Source organism: Pseudomonas sp. MWU15-20650, from assembly GCF_023242475.1.
GTDB lineage: Bacteria > Pseudomonadota > Gammaproteobacteria > Pseudomonadales > Pseudomonadaceae > Aquipseudomonas.
On sequence record NZ_JALJFG010000035.1, the window covers coordinates 22861 to 38480 of the forward strand.

A 15620-nucleotide genomic window follows, 5' to 3' on the forward strand; every position below is an offset into this window, starting at 1 on the left:
CCCATGAAGTCGAAAACCTTAGCCGCATGCCTGCTGGTCGCCGCCAGTTTCTCCACCGCCAGTTTTGTCGTACAGGCCGGTGATACACCCCAGGAAACCGTGCAGCCTTCAAGCATTAACACCCGCGACCTGAAAGAGGGCGACCGCGCCCCGGATATCCTGATGCGCAAGGAGTCGGCGGTCAGCGATTGGAAAAAACACGGTTTGAAACAGCCGGAAGAAGACAGCCAGTGGGCGCGGGTGGGTGACAAGTTTGTGCTGCTCAAAACCACCAACGGCACCATTCTCGAGATTACCCCCGTCAAGAAATAAGCCATCGGCAACATCTGCTTTTTTCCAGAAGCCTGGGTTAAGGTAACCGACTGCAATGGTCGCGTTACCTTACACAAAGAGAGCAGGATGCTTGCCACCATAAGAAACTACCCCCGCACCGTGAACCTGTTGCTGTGCGCCACGTTGCTGCTGACGTTGGCCAAGGCGATCACCTTTCCGTACCTTGTGATTTACCTCACCAGCCACTTCGCCTTGGGCATCTCCCAAGTCGGCCTGGTGATCGGCAGTTCATTGATCGTCGGTTCGCTGCTCAGTGTGTACGGCGGTTTCCTGGTCGACCGCATCAGCAGCTACCGGTTATTGCTCGGCTTGAGCGTGCTATTCGTGCTGGGGTTTATCGGCACGGTACTGGCACACGATATCTGGCTGTTTTATAGCAGCCTGATCCTGATCAACCTGGCCTATGCCGTCATCGATATTGCCGTCAAGGCGGGGTTTGCCAGCCTGTTGCCGGATGATGCACGCAGTGAAGTGTTCTCCATCAAGTACACCCTGACCAACATCGGCTATGCCGTGGGGCCGTTTTTTGGCGCGATGGTGGCCAAGTTCGACATCAGCCTGCCGTTCATTTTATCGGCGTTGTTGGGCCTGGGGTTTTTCCTGCTGTATTGGCGCTGGGGCGATCGCACGCTCGCCACCGCGGATGCCACACAGAAGCCCGTTTCGTTTCTCGCCGTCGGCCGCGTGCTGCTGCGCGACCATCGGCTGGTGTGTTTCACCCTCGGCGGGTTGCTCAGCGCTGTGGTGTTTGGTCAGTTCGTGGCATACCTGTCGCAATACCTGGTGATCACGACCAGCGCTGAATACACCTACACCGTGATCAGTGCGGTGCTCACCACCAACGCTATGCTGGTGATCGCCTTGCAGTACGTGATTGGCCGGCGCATCTCGCACCGTTACCTGAGCCAGTGGCTGATCGCAGGCTTGAGCATGTTCATGCTGGGGTTGATCGGCTTTGCACTGTCCACCAGTGTGTCGGGGTGGGTGCTGGCGATGGCGGTGTTTACCGTGGGGGAAATCATCGTGTTTCCGGCCGAGTACATGTTCATCGACCGGATTGCCCCGGACCACCTGAGGGGTATGTATTACGGCGCACAAAACCTGTCCAATCTTGGCGCCGCCCTGGGGCCGGTGTTGTGCGGGCTGGTACTGGCCAGCCTGCCGGCCCACACCATGTTTTACATGCTGGCGGCGTTTATCGTGGGCGGCGGGGTGTTTTACTTTATTGGCGCGTCGTTGAAACCACGCCCGATTCAGTAGGGCGCGGCGGGTTATTGCGCCGACGGCGAGAGCGGCAGATCGTCCAGCGTCAGGTGGCCCATGGTGTTGCTCTGCAGCTCGTAGCGCAGTTCTTCAACCATTTTTTCCACGGCCTGGGCGGACTGCAATTTGTTGACGCTGATACCCGTGACCACCAGGTCAACGCGGCCACTCTCGGCATCGAACACTTTCAGGGTCAACGAGGCGTCCCGGCACAAGGTGAATTCGCAGGTCAGCGGCAGCAGGGCTTCTTCGATGCAGTTGCGTAATTGGGAGAGGGTAAACATGTTACTCAGCCTCCTCAACGACGACGCAGCAACAGGCCCACGAGCACGCCGATACCGGCGACAATGGCCACGCTAGCCAGTGGTTTGTGTTTGGCAAAGTCACTGACAGTGTCCAGTGCATCGCCATAGGTTTGCTGCAATTGGCCGGCGGCCTGGCGTGCCACGCCTTCGGCTTGCAAGTGCTCATCACCGGCCAGGTCGCCGATAACACCCTGGGCTTTGCCGGCGACTTTCTCTACGGCACCTTTGACTTGTTCGCTGTTCATCGTGCGTTCCTTAAAGAGATCAAACCATTACGGCACGGGCCCGAAAGCCCTGTACCCACTCTTCAAGGTTAAGCAACGCATCACCACCCAATAAGGCGAATTCGCACTAGCCGTACTAGTGCATTTGCACTCTATTTCTTGCTTTTGACCCGTAATTCGCCAGCAAACAAGCCGCGCTCCCTGGCCCAGACGATCGCTGCGCTGCGGCTGTGCACCCCCAGTTTGGAATACACCGTCGCCACGTGGTTACGCACGGTGTTGGGTGCCAGTTTCAAGCGCGAGGCGATCTCCTTGTCGGCCAGGCCTTCGCAGATCAAGCCCAGCACATCGCGCTCCCGGGCGGTCAGGTCGGTGAAGGCGACGTTCGGCAGGTTGGGGCTGTTGACGCTTTTGGCATTGGCCAGTTTCTCGATCAGGGTCTGGCTGAACCAGGAGGCGTCCTGCATCACTTCTTCGATGGCGGCCACCAGCTCCAGCTCCGAGCGTTTGCGCTCGGTGATGTTCATCATCACCAGCAGGTAGCAAGGTGCGTCCTGGATAAGCACGGTGTCGGCGGAGACCACGCAGTCGATCACCTCGCTGCCTTTCTTGCGGACCTTGAGGTCCAGGCCCTCGAGATTGCCGGCTTTTTCCAACGTGGCAAACAGCTGACTGCACGCAGCGGCGCTGTCGATGAAGTTGATGTCTTCGATGGATTTGCCGATCAACTCTTCGCTGGTATAGCCGGTGATGTTCATGAACGCTTCGTTGATATCCACCACCTGGCGATTGGCGGCGCTGCACACCAGGGTCGGCACCGGCGTCAGGCGGAAGGATTTGGCAAAACGCTCCTCACTTTGGCGCAAGGCAATTTCGGCTTTGCGCCGTGGTTCCAGGTCGGTGAAGGAAAACAGCATGCAGTCTTCCTCGTTCATGTCCAACGGCTGGCCGGCGACGACCACCAGCTTGCTGCCGCCTCCGGGCAGTTTGAGCTCGGCCTGCATTTGCGGGATGGTCGCCCCTTCGCCCAGGCGCTGGACGGCCAGGTCTTTACGCTCGGCGTGTTCCAGCACATCCAGCTCATACACCGAGCGGCCGATCACTTGGTCGCGGTTGTAGCCGGTCATCTCCAAGAAGCCCTGGTTGACCTTGATGTAGCGCAAGTCGCTCAGGCGGCAGATCACCGCGGGTGCCGGGTTGGCGTTGAAGGTCTTCTCAAAGCGTTGCTCGGCGCTGGCCCACTCGGTGGCATCGCTGAGGATCAGCACCAGCAGTTCGGGCTCACCCTGGGAGTCGCTGATCACCAGGCTGCGCAAACGGTGAACCCAGGTTTTGTCCTCGTCGGCAATGGGCGTGACTTCTATCACCACATCGCTGAATTCTTCACCTGCCGCCACGCGGGCCAGAGGGTAGCTCTCCCGTTGCACGGGATGGTTGTTGCGGTACCGCAAGGCAAAGCGTTCAGCGTATTCCTGGGTATTGGCACCGAGCGCCTCGATCGACTCCACACCGTGCATGGTCAGCGCCGCTTCATTGGCCCAGAGAATGGTCTGGTCGATTTCAGCGAGGATGATTCCATCGGACACCCCGGAGACGATCTGCTGCAACTGGCGGCGGTTGGTTTCTTTGGCAAGAACGTCCTGGGTCATAGGTTCTCCGGAGGTTGGGCGAATGGGAGTACGACACCCGGGCTTCAGGATAGTGCAGAGAAAGTGCTGCTGTAGGCGTGCGGATCGCGGCGCCTGGAGCACCTTGGCTATGTTGCTGCTGGGCGTTGCCTTGAGCTTCTTTGTGGGGCGTATCGCTCTGACGCCCCGTCGCGTGCCATTGGCTTAAAGGTGTCTGCGGCAAGGACGCCGCGGTGATGAACGCGTAAAATGCCGGCTTTTTACGCGTATCACGCAAAGGTGCCCCCTTGAGTGCAGGCAAAGCCGTCGGACTGTTATTACTCACTTCTCTACTGGCGGCGTGTGGTACCTCGCCGCCACGCACCCCCAACGATATCTGCGGCATCTTTCGCGAAAAAGATGACTGGTACGACGCCGCCAAGGTCACGCAAAAGCGCTGGGGCGTGCCGATTCAGGTGCCGTTCGCCATCATGTACCAGGAGTCTGGCTTCCGTCAGAACGCCAAGACCCCGCGCAAATACCTGCTATGGATCATCCCCTGGGGCCGCGTCTCCACCGCCGCCGGCTACGCCCAGGCCAAGGATGAGGTGTGGAACGACTACCGCAAAAGCACTGGCCGCAGCGGTGCCAGCCGCCAGGACTTCGACGACGCCATCGACTTTGTCGGCTGGTACATGGACAAGACCTACACCATCAACGGTGTCTACAAATACGACGCCTACGGGCAATACCTGAACTATCACGAAGGCTGGGGCGGCTACCGCCAGCGCACCTACGCCAGCAAAGCCTGGCTGCCGCCGGTGGCCAGCAAGGTGCAGGCGCGTTCGCAGCTGTATGCGCGGCAATATGCCGGGTGCAAGGATGAGCTGGGGCGGGGGTTTTGGAGTCGGTTCTGGCATTGGTTGTGATTGAGTGAAGGCATATGGGGATGATCGATCACGGGTGGGCTTGCCAAGCCCACCCGTTTCTGGGAAAAATCCCACCCTTTACCCCTGCGACGAGAACCCCATGAGCAACGATGAACTGCAGATTACCGACGTCCGCCTGGGCGACGGTAAAACCGTGGTCAAGGGTGCGCTGATCACCACCCAATATACCGGCACCCTGGAAGACGGCACGGTGTTCGACTCTTCATGGGAACGCGGCAAGCCGTTTCAATGCGTGATCGGTACCGGTCGTGTCATCAAGGGCTGGGACCAGGGGTTGATGGGCATGCAGGTCGGTGGCGTGCGCACACTGTTTGTGCCGGCACACCTGGCCTATGGCGAGCGTTCGATGGGCGCGCATATCAAGCCCAACAGCCATCTGCGTTTTGAGATTGAACTGTTGGAAGTGCTGACGCGGGATGATTGAAGGAAGGTGACATGGACGTTGATCCACAGGACCTGCCTGGCTGCTCCATCGAGGGTATTCGGGTGGTTGAACTGCAGGGGGCCGATGAGGCCGAGTTGCAGCATTTTTTCGAACAGGCGCCGGACTATTTCATGGCGGTCAACGGCGAACCGGCTACGCCGACCGAAGCACGCGAAGAGCTAGCGGGCCAGTTGCCGGCGGGCTGGAGTTGCAGCCGGATGTACTGGCTGGGTTACCGCGATGCTGACGCTCAGTTGGTGGCCGTTGTGAACATCGCGGCGGACTTGCTGGCAGCCGGAGTGTGGCACATCGGACTGCTGCTGGTGGATGCACGTTTGCATGGCAGCGGGTTGGCGCAGCGGCTGCATGCGGAGCTTGAGGCGTGGGCGGTAGAAAAAGGTGCGCAATGGCTGCGGTTGACCGTGGTTGTCGGCAACACCAAGGCCGAGCGCTTTTGGCCAAAACTGGGGTATGTACAGGTGCGTACTCGTGAAGGGATCAGGATGGGGCAGCAGGTGAACACGGTGTCTATTCAGGTCAAACCTGTAGCCGGCGGGCGGCTTGATGAGTACGCGGTGCGCGTCGCTCGGGATCGGCCGCAAGCCCCTTGAACATTGGCTGAACCCACCCTGAAGAATCGCTTTATTCCCAGCCGGTAGACTTTCCTACGGTTTACTCCCCGGTCAGCCGGGCGTAGACTTCGCGCGTTTTCATCCATAGCGGAGACCCTCAGTGGGTACTTGTTCGAGTGACAGTCGTCGGCCGGTTTCGGTAACCGGCACCAACTTGGCAAGATAACGCGCATTTTCCTGATGCCGTTGTCTCGCCAACAAAGCGAGAAGCGGCATCCCGGCGGCGGCCAGTCCTGGCACCTGCCCGAATCCCTCTCATCGACGCTGACCAGCACCTGAAATCACTCAGGATGCTACGGACGCGCCTGCCGTTCGCGGTGGGCCGGCCGAACTGACTGTGCCTTTTATCCGGCGCGGTGCAGCCGGTCGTACCTGCACGAAGGTTTCCTCACGCATGGCGCTGACCCACGCGGTACAGGGCTTCTATATCCGTAAGTTTGGCAGGCAATGAACAGGGAAGACTCCTTATGCAAGCAATCAACAACATCAACCTCAACTCCTTGGTTGATACCGTAGTCAGCCTCACCGCGGCGTTTATCCTCGGTGGCTTGATCGGCTTCGAGCGCCAGTACCGCCAGCGCACCGCAGGGCTGCGTACGAACGTGCTGGTGGCGGTCGGCGCGGCTATTTTTGTCGACATGGCCAACCGCCTGGGCGGCGCGGAAGGCGCGGTGCGAGTGGTCGCGTATGTGGTCTCGGGCATCGGCTTCCTGGGTGCCGGCGTGATCATGCGTGAAGAAGGCAATGTGCGGGGGCTCAATACGGCGGCCACGCTCTGGGCTTCGGCAGCGGTGGGGGCGTGTGCCGGCGCCGACCTGATCCTTGAAGCGTTGTTAGGCACGCTGTTTGTGCTGGCGGCCAACACGTTGCTGCGGCCGATCGTCAATAACATCAACCGCCAGCCTTTGGACGTGGTGTCGGCAGAAGTCACCAACATCCTCTATGTCATCGCACGGCGCAGCCAGCAGCAGGCGGTGATGGTGTTGCTGGAAGCCGAGTTGGCGCGTTGCAACTACCCGGCCAGTGACGTCGACGTGCGGCCGTTTGGCAGCGAAGAAGTGGAAATCGAGGCCACCCTGGCCGCGACCTCGGTCGATGGCGACGAACTGGACGCATTGGTGGCGCGTATTTCCACCTCATCCCTGGTGGTACAGGCTTTCTGGAGCCCGAGCACCACCGACTGACGCGCTTGTTCGACCCAAGGATGGGCTGGACTTTTTGTGGAAAATTCCTACATTCAGATAGGACTATCCCTTCAAACAAAACGTCATTGCGTTGCTAAGGTTGCGCACTTACGGCTGGCGTGCATTTCAGGCACGCCTCGTCGTACTCGTGGTGTTTTTCAGTTGAAAGGGGCCAGGCAACGCTTGGTTATTGTCCTGAGTGTGCGCAGTGCCGTTTGTCGGAACTGTCATTCTTCACAGGTAGCGAGGTCCCGTGTGATGTGTAAGGGTACTTTGTCCACCGAGGAGTTTTATGAGCAAAGCATTAATTGGGGATGACCATCCATTCATCCGTGCAACGGTCGAATATCTACTGCGCCAGGAAGGCTTCACCGATATTTACCATGCGGGCGACGGTGCGGATACCATGCAGTTGGCGAGGGAACAACGTCCTGACCTTATTATCCTTGACTTGGCGATGCCCAAGTTGGGTGGGTTGGAGGTCATCAGCCGGATCAAGTCCCTGGGCTTGCCGTGCAAAATCCTGGTGCTCACATCCTACCTGGCGGTATTTTTCTCCACCCGTTGCATGCGCGCCGGGGCCATGGGGTTTGTGGCCAAGACCGGCGAACTGGACGAACTGCAAAAAGCGATCAAGGCGATCATGTCGGGCTACAGCTGCTTCCCCAGCCTGCCGACCAGTTCGGTACGCCGTGACGATTTGCAGGACACGGAACTGCAGATGATCGAAGGGCTGTCGGACCGCGAGTTAACCGTATTGCAGATGCTGGCCTTGGGCCTGGGCAACAAGGAAATTTCCGAGCAGATGCTGCTGAGCCACAAGACGATCAGCACCTATAAGACTCGCCTCAAGGAGAAGCTACGTATGTCCTCGGTGGTGCATTTGTCCACGTTTGCCCAGCGCAACCATCTGATCTGAAATGACCTTCACTGCGTTGAAGCGGTGTGCCGCGATCCTTTGGATAAGCCTGTTGCCCATGATCGCGGCAGCCCTTGATGAGCCACAGGTTTTGCGGCTGTTGGGGCACTCTCATTTAACACTCCCCGAAGTCACCCTGGACGAGGCCGATTGGCGTTGGTTGCGCGAGCGGCGCACATTGGTGATGGGGGTGTCCGCTCCCGATTACGCGCCTTTTGACCTGACCAATAACCGGGGGGAGCTTGAAGGTATCACCGCCGATTTTGCAGCCCTGGTCGGTCAGGCCCTGAATATCAGCGTCCAGGTCCGGTGTTATGACACACGTGATGAAGTGATCGAAGCCGTTAAGCAGGGCGCTGTGGATTTTGTCGGCTCCGCCAATGGGTACGAGGCGGCCGACCCGGAGCTGCTGCTGTCTCGCGCCTATGTCAATGATCAACCGACCCTCGTAACTCGTACCAATGATCGCCAAGTGTTGAGTGACGACCTGGCCGGCAAACGCGTGGCGATGCTTTACCACTATTTGCCGCCTGATACCGTGCGGGCTTTTTACCCCCGTGCCCAGTTGGAGTTGTTTCCCTCGACCTTCGAGGCCATTGGCGCCGTGGCGTTTGGTGGTGCCGATGTCTACCTGGGCGATGCCATCAGCACTAATTACCTGATCAATCGCAACCACCTCAATAATGTGCGCATGGCGGATTTTTCCAGCCTGGAAGTCAACCCGTTTGCGTTTGCCGTGACCCGTGAAAATACGCGATTGCTGCCTATCCTCAATGCTGCACTGGAGGGGATTCCCGCCAGTGAACAGATGGAGATCCTGCGCCGCTGGAGCGGTGGCAACCTTGGTATCGTCGGCGTTGACCGCCTGCATTTGAGCGCCAGCGAACAGCGTTGGGTACAGAAGCACCCGCGAATCAAGGTTGCGGTGGTCGACAAATTCCTGCCCTTGTCATTTATCGATGAACAGGGGCAATTCGAAGGGTTGAGTGCCGAGGTGCTGTCGCGCATCAGCCTGCGCACCGGCTTGAAGTTCGATGCGATCGCCGGCAACTCATTGCCACGCGGGATCAATCAGCTCGGCACGGGCTCGGTGGATATGCTGGCGGTCGTGACCCCTAGCGTCGAGCGAGCCGAGAAGGTGCGTTTTACCCGGCCCTACCTGACCACGCCTTTTGTGCTGGTGACCCGTGACGGCGAGCGCAGCCCGCTCACGCTGGACGACCTGGTCGGCAAACGCTTGGCGCTGGTGGCCGGTAATGGCTTGCGCGATGAGATCGCCCAGAATTTCCCCGGTATCGTGTTCGTGGACGTTGAGAACCAGGAGCAAGCCTTGCTCCTGGTGGCCAATGGCGATGCCGAGGGGGCGGTCAACACGCTGATCAGCGCGCGCTATCTGATTGCGCGGCATTACCGCGACCATTTGCGGATCACCAGCACGGTGGGCTCTCAACCTGCGCGTATTACCTTCGGGGTGAACCGCAGCGAGTTGGAGTTGTACACGATCCTCGACAAAGCGCTGCTGAGTATCACACCGCAGGAAATGGATGAGTTGATTGGCCACTGGCGCAGTGAAGTCATCATCGACGACAGCTATTGGCTGCGCCACCGCAACGTGATCATTCAAGGCTTCGGGCTGGCGGCCCTGTTGTTGCTGATGACGTTGGGATGGGTCATTTATCTGCGCAGTCTGATTCGTAAGCGTGTCCAGGCCGAGCGGGCCTTGAGTGATCAGATGCGTTTCATGAGCGTTTTGATCGACGGCACCCCGCACCCGATCTACGTGCGTGACCGCCAGGGGCGGTTAATGGCGTGCAACAACGCTTACCTCGATGTGTTTGGTTTCAAGCTCGAAGACGTGATCGGTAGGACCGTGGTGGAAACCGACACCGGCAACCTGCCGCAGGCCCAGTCATTTCATGAGGACTACCTGCGCTTGATGACCAGGGGGGAACCGCAGATTCATGACCGGATACTCAAGGTGCCCACGGGTGAGGTGTTGACCATTTACCAATGGATGCTGCCCTACCGCGACGGCGACGATAAGGTGGTGGGCATGATTGCCGGCTGGGTGGATGTGAGCGAGCGCCAACGCCTGCTGGGCCAGTTGCAGGAAGCCAAGGATGACGCCGACGCCGCCAACCGGGCCAAGACGACCTTTCTGGCGACCATGAGCCATGAGATCCGTACACCGATGAATGCCGTGATCGGCATGATCGAACTGGCGCTCAAAAGCGCCGAACAGGGCCAGTCCGACCGCGATGCGTTGGAGGTGGCGTCGGTCGCTTCGCGCAGCATGCTGGAGTTGATCGGCGATATTCTCGATATTGCGCGGATCGAGTCCGGGCATTTGTCGCTGGCCCTGGAACCGGCCAACCTGTACGAACTGCTGGCGTCGGTGGCTCGCGTATTCGAGGGGCTGGCGCGGGCCAAGGGGCTGGCGCTGCAGGTTGAACTTGACCCGGTGATTGACCGGGTGGTGCGAGTCGACCCGTTGCGCTTCAAACAGGTGGTGTCGAACCTGTTGAGCAATGCCATCAAGTTCACCCTTGAAGGCCGGGTCATACTCGGTGCCCGGGCGGCGGTTGAAGGGGATCGATTGGCGTTGCAGTTATGGGTACAGGACAGCGGCATCGGCATCAGTGCCCAAGACCAGCAGCGCCTGTTCAGCCCCTTTATCCAGGGCGGCAATAACGAGCAGTCGGCACGCAGCGGTTCTGGCCTCGGATTGGTGATCAGTCGCAGCTTGTGCGAAATGATGGGCGGCCAACTGCACCTGAGCAGTGTGTTGGGGCAGGGGACTCGCGTGGATGTAACGATGGCGCTGACCACGACCACTGCGCAGCCCACCCAGGTTCCGTCCGCGAGTGAACCGGCACTCGCCGCCCGCGCATTGAACATTCTGGTGGTGGATGACTACCCGGCCAATCGTGTGCTGCTGACTCGACAGTTGAGTTTTCTGGGCCACCGTATCACCACGGCCGAGGACGGTAAGCAAGGGCTTGAGCGGTGGCAAAGAGGGCAGTTCGACGTCGTCATCAGCGATTGCAACATGCCGCTCAAGAACGGCTACCAATTGGCACAGGACATTCGTGCGCAAGAGCGTGAGCGGGGCTTGGCGCCGTGCCTGCTGCTGGGGTTCACGGCCAACGCCCAGCCGGAAGAGGCGCAACGCTGTCGGCAAGCGGGCATGGATGGCTGCCTGTTCAAACCTACCGGGCTTGACGACTTGCGGGCAGCGTTGGCGTCGCGTTCAGCCAACCTGTCGGCTCCGGATGCGGCGACGTTTGATTTGAGCACACTGATCGCGCTGACGGGGGACGATCACGATGCCCTTGCGCAGCTGTTGCTACCGCTGCTCGAAAGCCTGGAAGAGGATCTTGCCTTGTTACCGTCGCTACGGCGTCAGGCTGACTTTGCCAAGCTGTACGACCTCGCACATCGCGCCAAGGGCGGCGCACGGATGGTCAAGGCGCATGTGTTGACCCGCCGGTGTGAAACGCTGGAGGTCGCGTGTGAACGGCAGGACCTTGAAACATTGGGGCCTGCGGTCGAGGGCGTGGCAGAAGCGCTCGGGGCTTTGCAGCATGGTTTAAGCGTTTATTGCAATCGGACTTGATTGTGGTGGAGGGTATTCGGTGGATTTGGGAGAACTCCTACGCGAAGGGGGAACATGCCTGATTTTGTCGTCGGGATATGTCTGGAGAATGGGGGGCGCTCACTGACGAGCACCGCCTACCCGAGGGTTTGCCATGCCGAACAAAGCGCTGACTATCCTGATTGCCGATGAACAGCACCTGCAACGTCTGTACATTGAAAAAATGCTCAACCAATTGGGGTATCACCGGATTGTGCCGGTGCAAACTCTCGAAGAGGTCCAGATTCTCACCGCCATTCCGGCCGAACCGTTCGATGTACTGATCATCAACGCGGGGCTGGTGGTCCATGCCGGCGGGCCACAGCCCCAGGCACACCATGTGCTGGTTTATGACCACCTGGACATGGGGGCACCCACCGGCACAACGCCGGCAGTACTGGTACGCCTGCCGGGTGTGCCGGACAACATCAATCTCGAACATTTCATGGATATCATCGATCCGCCCGACGCGACCCAGGGCCTGCGGGTATTACCGTGGCTGCGAGAGTTATCGCGCAGGCCGGTGGCCGTCTAGTCCCACTTCGGCGCAATGCCCTTGGGGCTGGTCAAACGGTGGACACGCTCCAATCCGGCAATTTGCGCCATATCGGCAGCGCTCAACGTCAGTTGCAGGGACTTGAGGTTGCTTTCCAGGTTGGCGCGTTGGGTGGACGACGGAATGACCGCGTAGCCCAGTTGCATGGCCCAGGCCAGGGTCACTTGCGCTGGAGTAGCCTGATGGCGTTCGGCGATCTGCTGGATCACCGGGTCTTTCAGCACTTCACCGTAGGCCAGGGTCATGTACGACGTGATCTGGATCCCATTGGCCTTGGCGAAATCCACGACCTTGTGGTTCTGCAGGTAGGGGTGCAGCTCGATTTGCTGGGTGGCGATGTTCTCGGCACCGACAGCGGCAATCGCCTGCTTCATCAGGTCGACCGTGAAGTTGGAGAGGCCGATCTGGCGCGTGAGGCCCAGGCGTTTGGCCTCCAGCAACTGCCCCATGAATTGTGCAACAGGCACTTGGTTTTCCGGAGATGGCCAGTGGATCAGCGTCAGGTCCAGGTAGTCGGTCTTCAGTTTGCGCAGGCTTTCTCGCAGGCTTGGAATCAACTGGCCTTCGGCAAAATGAGCGATCCAGATCTTGCTGGTGATGAACAGCTCATCACGTGGCACACCGCTGTCGGCAATCGCCTGGCCGACATCGGCTTCATTTTCATAGATTTGTGCGGTATCGATGACGCGATAGCCCAACTCCAGGGCGGTGCTCACGGAGTCGATGACCACCTGGCCTTTGAGCCGAAAGGTGCCGAGGCCGAACGCGGGGACGGGGTGTGCAGGGATGGACATCAGTAGCTCCTGAAGGGGACGTGAACGATGGCGTCGAGTATCTGCCCGTCGTCCCTTCGGAAAAACCGTCGATTCTGAAAAGAAGTCTTTACCAAAAGTCACGAGTGACGGCGGCTGGCTGGCGTTGATCACGTTCCGCTAGGGAGCACCTCCATTTGCGCCAGCGGCCTAAAAAGTCGGCGGTGTGATCACCCAGATCACCACCGTCTCCACCTTGCCCGGGTTGCCATACCGATGGGGTTCACTGCTGGCAAAGCTGAAGCTGTCGCCTGCCGCCAACAGGAAATGGCGCTCACCGACCCATAGCTCAAACTGCCCACTCAAGACGTAGCCGGCTTCTTCGCCTTCGTGGCTGTAGCTCTGCTGGCTGTAGGTGCCGGGTGGAAAGCTCGATTGCAGCATCTCCAGTTGGTGATTGGGCAGGGGTGTCAGCAGTTGGTCGACGATGCCATCTTCATAACGGATGCTCTGGCGGTTGTCCTTGCGTACCACGTAGCCTTCGTCTGCCGGTGCGGGGATGGTTTCGCTGGCGAAGAACCACTGGAGGGTCACCCCCAGGCTGCGGGCGATATTGAACAACGCGGCAATGGATGGATAAGCGAGATTACGCTCCAACTGGCTGAGGTAGCCGGCGGTCAATGCGCTGCTCTGCGCCAGTTCAGTCAGCGTCATGCCGCGAGCCTTGCGCAGGCCGCGGATACGTGTGCCGAGAAACAGCTGTGGGGGGGCTTCGTTCACAGCGTCCATGCGATCTTGAGTCCTTCGTATATGGCTTCTTCCGCAGTGCGCGGCGCCAGGCAGTCGCCGATGCGGTCAAAGGGTACAAGCCCGTGCAGCTGTGCACCAAGCGTGTCCACCGGCTGATGCCCCTGGCATAACACCAGGGTGTCGATATTTTCCAGCAGCATCGGTTCGCCGCTGGCGGTGTGTTGCAGGTAGACGGTGGTGTCGTCGCAGCCATAGAGGCGCGCGTAGGGGATGATCGGGAGGCCCAGCCGGTGCAACTCGCCGGCCAGTTGGTCACGAACGTACAGCGGCAGGTTTTCCCCACAGTGGGTGCCATTGACCGCCAGTTGCACCGCGTGGCCGGCGCGCACCAGGCGTTCGGCAATGCCGGGGCCGATCCAGTCGCAACGCCAGTCGACCACCACCACCGAGCGGCCCAGCGTGACCTCATTGCGCAGCACTTGCCAGGCGTCCACCACTTGCAGTTCGCCGCCTTGCTCGAACGCTGGCCAATAGGGCTCGGCGCCGGTAGCGATGATGACGTGGTCGGGTTGTTCGCGTTCCACGAGGGTGCGGTCGACCCGGGTATTACGCACGATACGCACGCCGGCCAGTTCCATCTCGCGTTGCAAGTTGGTGCTGGCACCGCCGAACTCGCTGCGCCGTGGCAGCAACTGCGCCAACAGCACTTGCCCGCCCAATTGGCCGCTGGCCTCGTACAGCGTCACGTCATGCCCACGTTGCGCGGCGACGGCCGCCGCTTTCATGCCGGCCGGGCCACCGCCGACCACCATCAGCCGCTTGCGCCGCAAGGTCGGCGGTATGTGGCCAAACGTCAGCTCACGCCCGGTCTCGGGGTGTTGGATACAGGAGATCGGCAAGCCCTTGTGGAAGTGACCGATGCACGCCTGGTTACAGGCGATGCACGCGCGCACATCTTCCACGTGACCTTCCAGGGTTTTGGCCGGCATCAGCGGGTCGCAAATCAGCGCGCGGGTCATGCCGCACACATCGGCCTGGCCCCGTGCCAAGATCAACTCGGCCTCTTGGGGCTGGTTGATCCGGCCGGTGACGAACAGCGGAATCGACAGGCTGGCCTTGAACGTTGCCGCCGTATCGGCCAGGTATGCGGCGGCGATCGCCATGGGCGGCACGATGTGAATGGCGCCGCCTGGAGACGCCGATGTCCCTGCGACGATATGCACATAGTCCAGCTGTGTTTGCAGGTGTTGCACGGCCGAGCGTGACTCGTCTTCAGTCAGCCCTTCGGCGTCGCGCTCATCCGCAGATATACGCAGGCCGATGATGAAGTGTTCATCGGTTGCCGCGCGTACCGCCGCAATGATCTCGCGCAAAAATCGCAGGCGTTGTGCAAGGTCGCCGTTATAGCCGTCGGTGCGGCGGTTAACCCTTGGATTAAGAAACTGTGCCGGCAGATACCCATGGCTGGCAACGACCTCCACCCCGTCAATGCCCGCCTGATGCAAGCGCCGCGCGGCGGCTGCATAGCCGTCGACGATCTCGTCGATCATCGGCGGGTCCAGCGCCCGTGGCATCACCCGGAATCGCTCGTTGGGCACGCCTGACGCCGAATACGCCACGGCCAGCAAACCATCGGCCGACTCCATGATTTCACGCCCCGGATGGAAGAGCTGCGACAGCACCACGGTGCCTTGGGCATGGCAGGTTTCGGCCAGTTCGCGGTAGCCGTCGATGCATTCGTCGTCGGTGGCCATCAGCACATGGGACGTGTAGCGGGCACTGTCATGCACCCCAGCCACTTGCAACACAATCAGCCCCACACCTCCCTCGGCGCGGGCACGGTGATAGGCGACCAACTGCGCGTTGACCCGGTTGTCGGTGGGCATCGAGGTGTCGTGACCGCTGGACATGATGCGGTTTTTCAGGCGTTTGCCCCGCAGTACCAAGGGTTCGAACAGGTGGGGGAAAGCATGGGGCGACATGGTGCGAATACTCCAGGCGCTGTTATTGTTATTTTTCTATAGGAGGCCCGCGCCAGTAAAAAATCAACTTGTTTTTTTACTGGCGACTGAAATGAGTGTCGCCCC

General features: G+C 59.9%; 15 protein-coding genes. 9 read left to right on the forward strand and 6 right to left on the reverse strand.

The window, feature by feature from the left end; translation table 11 throughout:
* Positions 1–3 precede the first annotated feature (3 nt).
* Both M5B43_RS22000 and M5B43_RS22005 read left to right on the forward strand, forming a co-directional pair.
* On the forward strand, positions 4–312 hold the full coding sequence (locus tag M5B43_RS22000) for an RcnB family protein (RefSeq protein WP_248752053.1): 309 nt from the start codon (positions 4–6) through the stop codon (positions 310–312).
* Between the two features lie 87 nt (positions 313–399).
* Complete coding sequence (locus M5B43_RS22005; RefSeq protein ID WP_248752054.1) at positions 400–1593, forward strand: MFS transporter; 1194 nt, start codon at positions 400–402, stop codon at positions 1591–1593.
* An 11-nt stretch (positions 1594–1604) separates the two neighbouring features.
* Here the strand turns inward: M5B43_RS22005 and M5B43_RS22010 are convergent, their stop codons facing one another.
* From M5B43_RS22010 to M5B43_RS22020, 3 genes are all read right to left on the reverse strand, one after another.
* Complete coding sequence (locus M5B43_RS22010; protein ID WP_248752055.1) at positions 1605–1880, reverse strand: DUF1652 domain-containing protein; 276 nt, start codon at positions 1878–1880, stop codon at positions 1605–1607.
* A gap of 14 nt (positions 1881–1894) precedes the next feature.
* Entirely contained in the window at positions 1895–2146 is a 252-nt protein-coding gene (locus M5B43_RS22015; RefSeq protein WP_248752056.1) for a CsbD family protein, read from the reverse strand.
* A gap of 131 nt (positions 2147–2277) precedes the next feature.
* Positions 2278–3774 carry a helix-turn-helix transcriptional regulator gene (locus M5B43_RS22020; RefSeq protein ID WP_248752057.1) on the reverse strand — a complete coding sequence of 499 codons (1497 nt, stop codon included), beginning with the start codon at positions 3772–3774 and terminating at the stop codon, positions 2278–2280.
* 266 nt (positions 3775–4040) lie between these two features.
* Between M5B43_RS22020 and M5B43_RS22025 the strand changes: the two genes are divergently transcribed.
* The 7 genes from M5B43_RS22025 to M5B43_RS22055 all read left to right on the forward strand — a co-directional run bounded on the left by M5B43_RS22025 (position 4041) and on the right by M5B43_RS22055 (position 12010).
* The gene (locus M5B43_RS22025; protein WP_248752058.1) at positions 4041–4661 is read left to right on the forward strand and encodes a transglycosylase SLT domain-containing protein; all 621 of its coding nucleotides are present in this window, start codon (positions 4041–4043) and stop codon (positions 4659–4661) included.
* A 100-nt stretch (positions 4662–4761) separates the two neighbouring features.
* Positions 4762–5106: an FKBP-type peptidyl-prolyl cis-trans isomerase gene (locus tag M5B43_RS22030; protein ID WP_248752059.1), complete on the forward strand. Its 345-nt coding sequence runs from the start codon at positions 4762–4764 to the stop codon at positions 5104–5106.
* A gap of 11 nt (positions 5107–5117) precedes the next feature.
* Positions 5118–5717, forward strand: a complete 600-nt coding sequence (locus M5B43_RS22035; RefSeq protein WP_248752060.1) for a GNAT family N-acetyltransferase — start codon at positions 5118–5120, stop codon at positions 5715–5717.
* Between the two features lie 488 nt (positions 5718–6205).
* Positions 6206–6922: an MgtC/SapB family protein gene (locus tag M5B43_RS22040; protein ID WP_056858056.1), complete on the forward strand. Its 717-nt coding sequence runs from the start codon at positions 6206–6208 to the stop codon at positions 6920–6922.
* A gap of 292 nt (positions 6923–7214) precedes the next feature.
* Entirely contained in the window at positions 7215–7841 is a 627-nt protein-coding gene (locus M5B43_RS22045; RefSeq protein WP_248752061.1) for a response regulator transcription factor, read from the forward strand.
* A gap of 1 nt (position 7842) precedes the next feature.
* Positions 7843–11457, forward strand: a complete 3615-nt coding sequence (locus tag M5B43_RS22050) for a transporter substrate-binding domain-containing protein (protein WP_248752062.1) — start codon at positions 7843–7845, stop codon at positions 11455–11457.
* A gap of 133 nt (positions 11458–11590) precedes the next feature.
* A complete protein-coding gene (locus M5B43_RS22055) occupies positions 11591–12010 on the forward strand; it encodes a chemotaxis protein CheY (protein ID WP_248752063.1) in 420 nt (139 codons plus the stop codon).
* Here the strand turns inward: M5B43_RS22055 and dkgB are convergent.
* The 3 genes from dkgB to M5B43_RS22070 form a co-directional block, all read right to left on the reverse strand.
* The gene (dkgB, locus tag M5B43_RS22060; protein ID WP_248752064.1) at positions 12007–12825 is read right to left on the reverse strand and encodes a 2,5-didehydrogluconate reductase DkgB; all 819 of its coding nucleotides are present in this window, start codon (positions 12823–12825) and stop codon (positions 12007–12009) included. The genes M5B43_RS22055 and dkgB overlap by 4 nt on opposite strands.
* A gap of 168 nt (positions 12826–12993) precedes the next feature.
* Positions 12994–13572 (reverse strand): cupin domain-containing protein, encoded by a 579-nt coding sequence (locus M5B43_RS22065; RefSeq protein ID WP_248752065.1) that lies wholly within the window; start codon positions 13570–13572, stop codon positions 12994–12996.
* On the reverse strand, positions 13560–15515 hold the full coding sequence (locus M5B43_RS22070) for an FAD-dependent oxidoreductase (RefSeq protein WP_248752066.1): 1956 nt from the start codon (positions 15513–15515) through the stop codon (positions 13560–13562). Before M5B43_RS22070 ends, M5B43_RS22065 begins: the two co-directional genes overlap by 13 nt.
* Positions 15516–15620: the final 105 nt, after the last annotated feature.

Bases quoted from the DNA above. Each gene is read 5' to 3' on its own strand.
- M5B43_RS22010 (WP_248752055.1), bottom strand. From the start codon at position 1,880: ATGTTTACCCTCTCCCAATTACGCAACTGCATCGAAGAAGCCCTGCTG.
- M5B43_RS22005 (WP_248752054.1), top strand. From the start codon at position 400: ATGCTTGCCACCATAAGAAACTACCCCCGCACCGTGAACCTGTTGCTG.
- M5B43_RS22040 (WP_056858056.1), top strand. From the start codon at position 6,206: ATGCAAGCAATCAACAACATCAACCTCAACTCCTTGGTTGATACCGTA.
- dkgB (WP_248752064.1), bottom strand. From the start codon at position 12,825: ATGTCCATCCCTGCACACCCCGTCCCCGCGTTCGGCCTCGGCACCTTT.
- M5B43_RS22015 (WP_248752056.1), bottom strand. From the start codon at position 2,146: ATGAACAGCGAACAAGTCAAAGGTGCCGTAGAGAAAGTCGCCGGCAAA.
- M5B43_RS22000 (WP_248752053.1), top strand. From the start codon at position 4: ATGAAGTCGAAAACCTTAGCCGCATGCCTGCTGGTCGCCGCCAGTTTC.
- M5B43_RS22020 (WP_248752057.1), bottom strand. From the start codon at position 3,774: ATGACCCAGGACGTTCTTGCCAAAGAAACCAACCGCCGCCAGTTGCAG.
- M5B43_RS22030 (WP_248752059.1), top strand. From the start codon at position 4,762: ATGAGCAACGATGAACTGCAGATTACCGACGTCCGCCTGGGCGACGGT.
- M5B43_RS22050 (WP_248752062.1), top strand. From the start codon at position 7,843: ATGACCTTCACTGCGTTGAAGCGGTGTGCCGCGATCCTTTGGATAAGC.
- M5B43_RS22065 (WP_248752065.1), bottom strand. From the start codon at position 13,572: ATGGACGCTGTGAACGAAGCCCCCCCACAGCTGTTTCTCGGCACACGT.
- M5B43_RS22055 (WP_248752063.1), top strand. From the start codon at position 11,591: ATGCCGAACAAAGCGCTGACTATCCTGATTGCCGATGAACAGCACCTG.
- M5B43_RS22045 (WP_248752061.1), top strand. From the start codon at position 7,215: ATGAGCAAAGCATTAATTGGGGATGACCATCCATTCATCCGTGCAACG.
- M5B43_RS22035 (WP_248752060.1), top strand. From the start codon at position 5,118: ATGGACGTTGATCCACAGGACCTGCCTGGCTGCTCCATCGAGGGTATT.
- M5B43_RS22070 (WP_248752066.1), bottom strand. From the start codon at position 15,515: ATGTCGCCCCATGCTTTCCCCCACCTGTTCGAACCCTTGGTACTGCGG.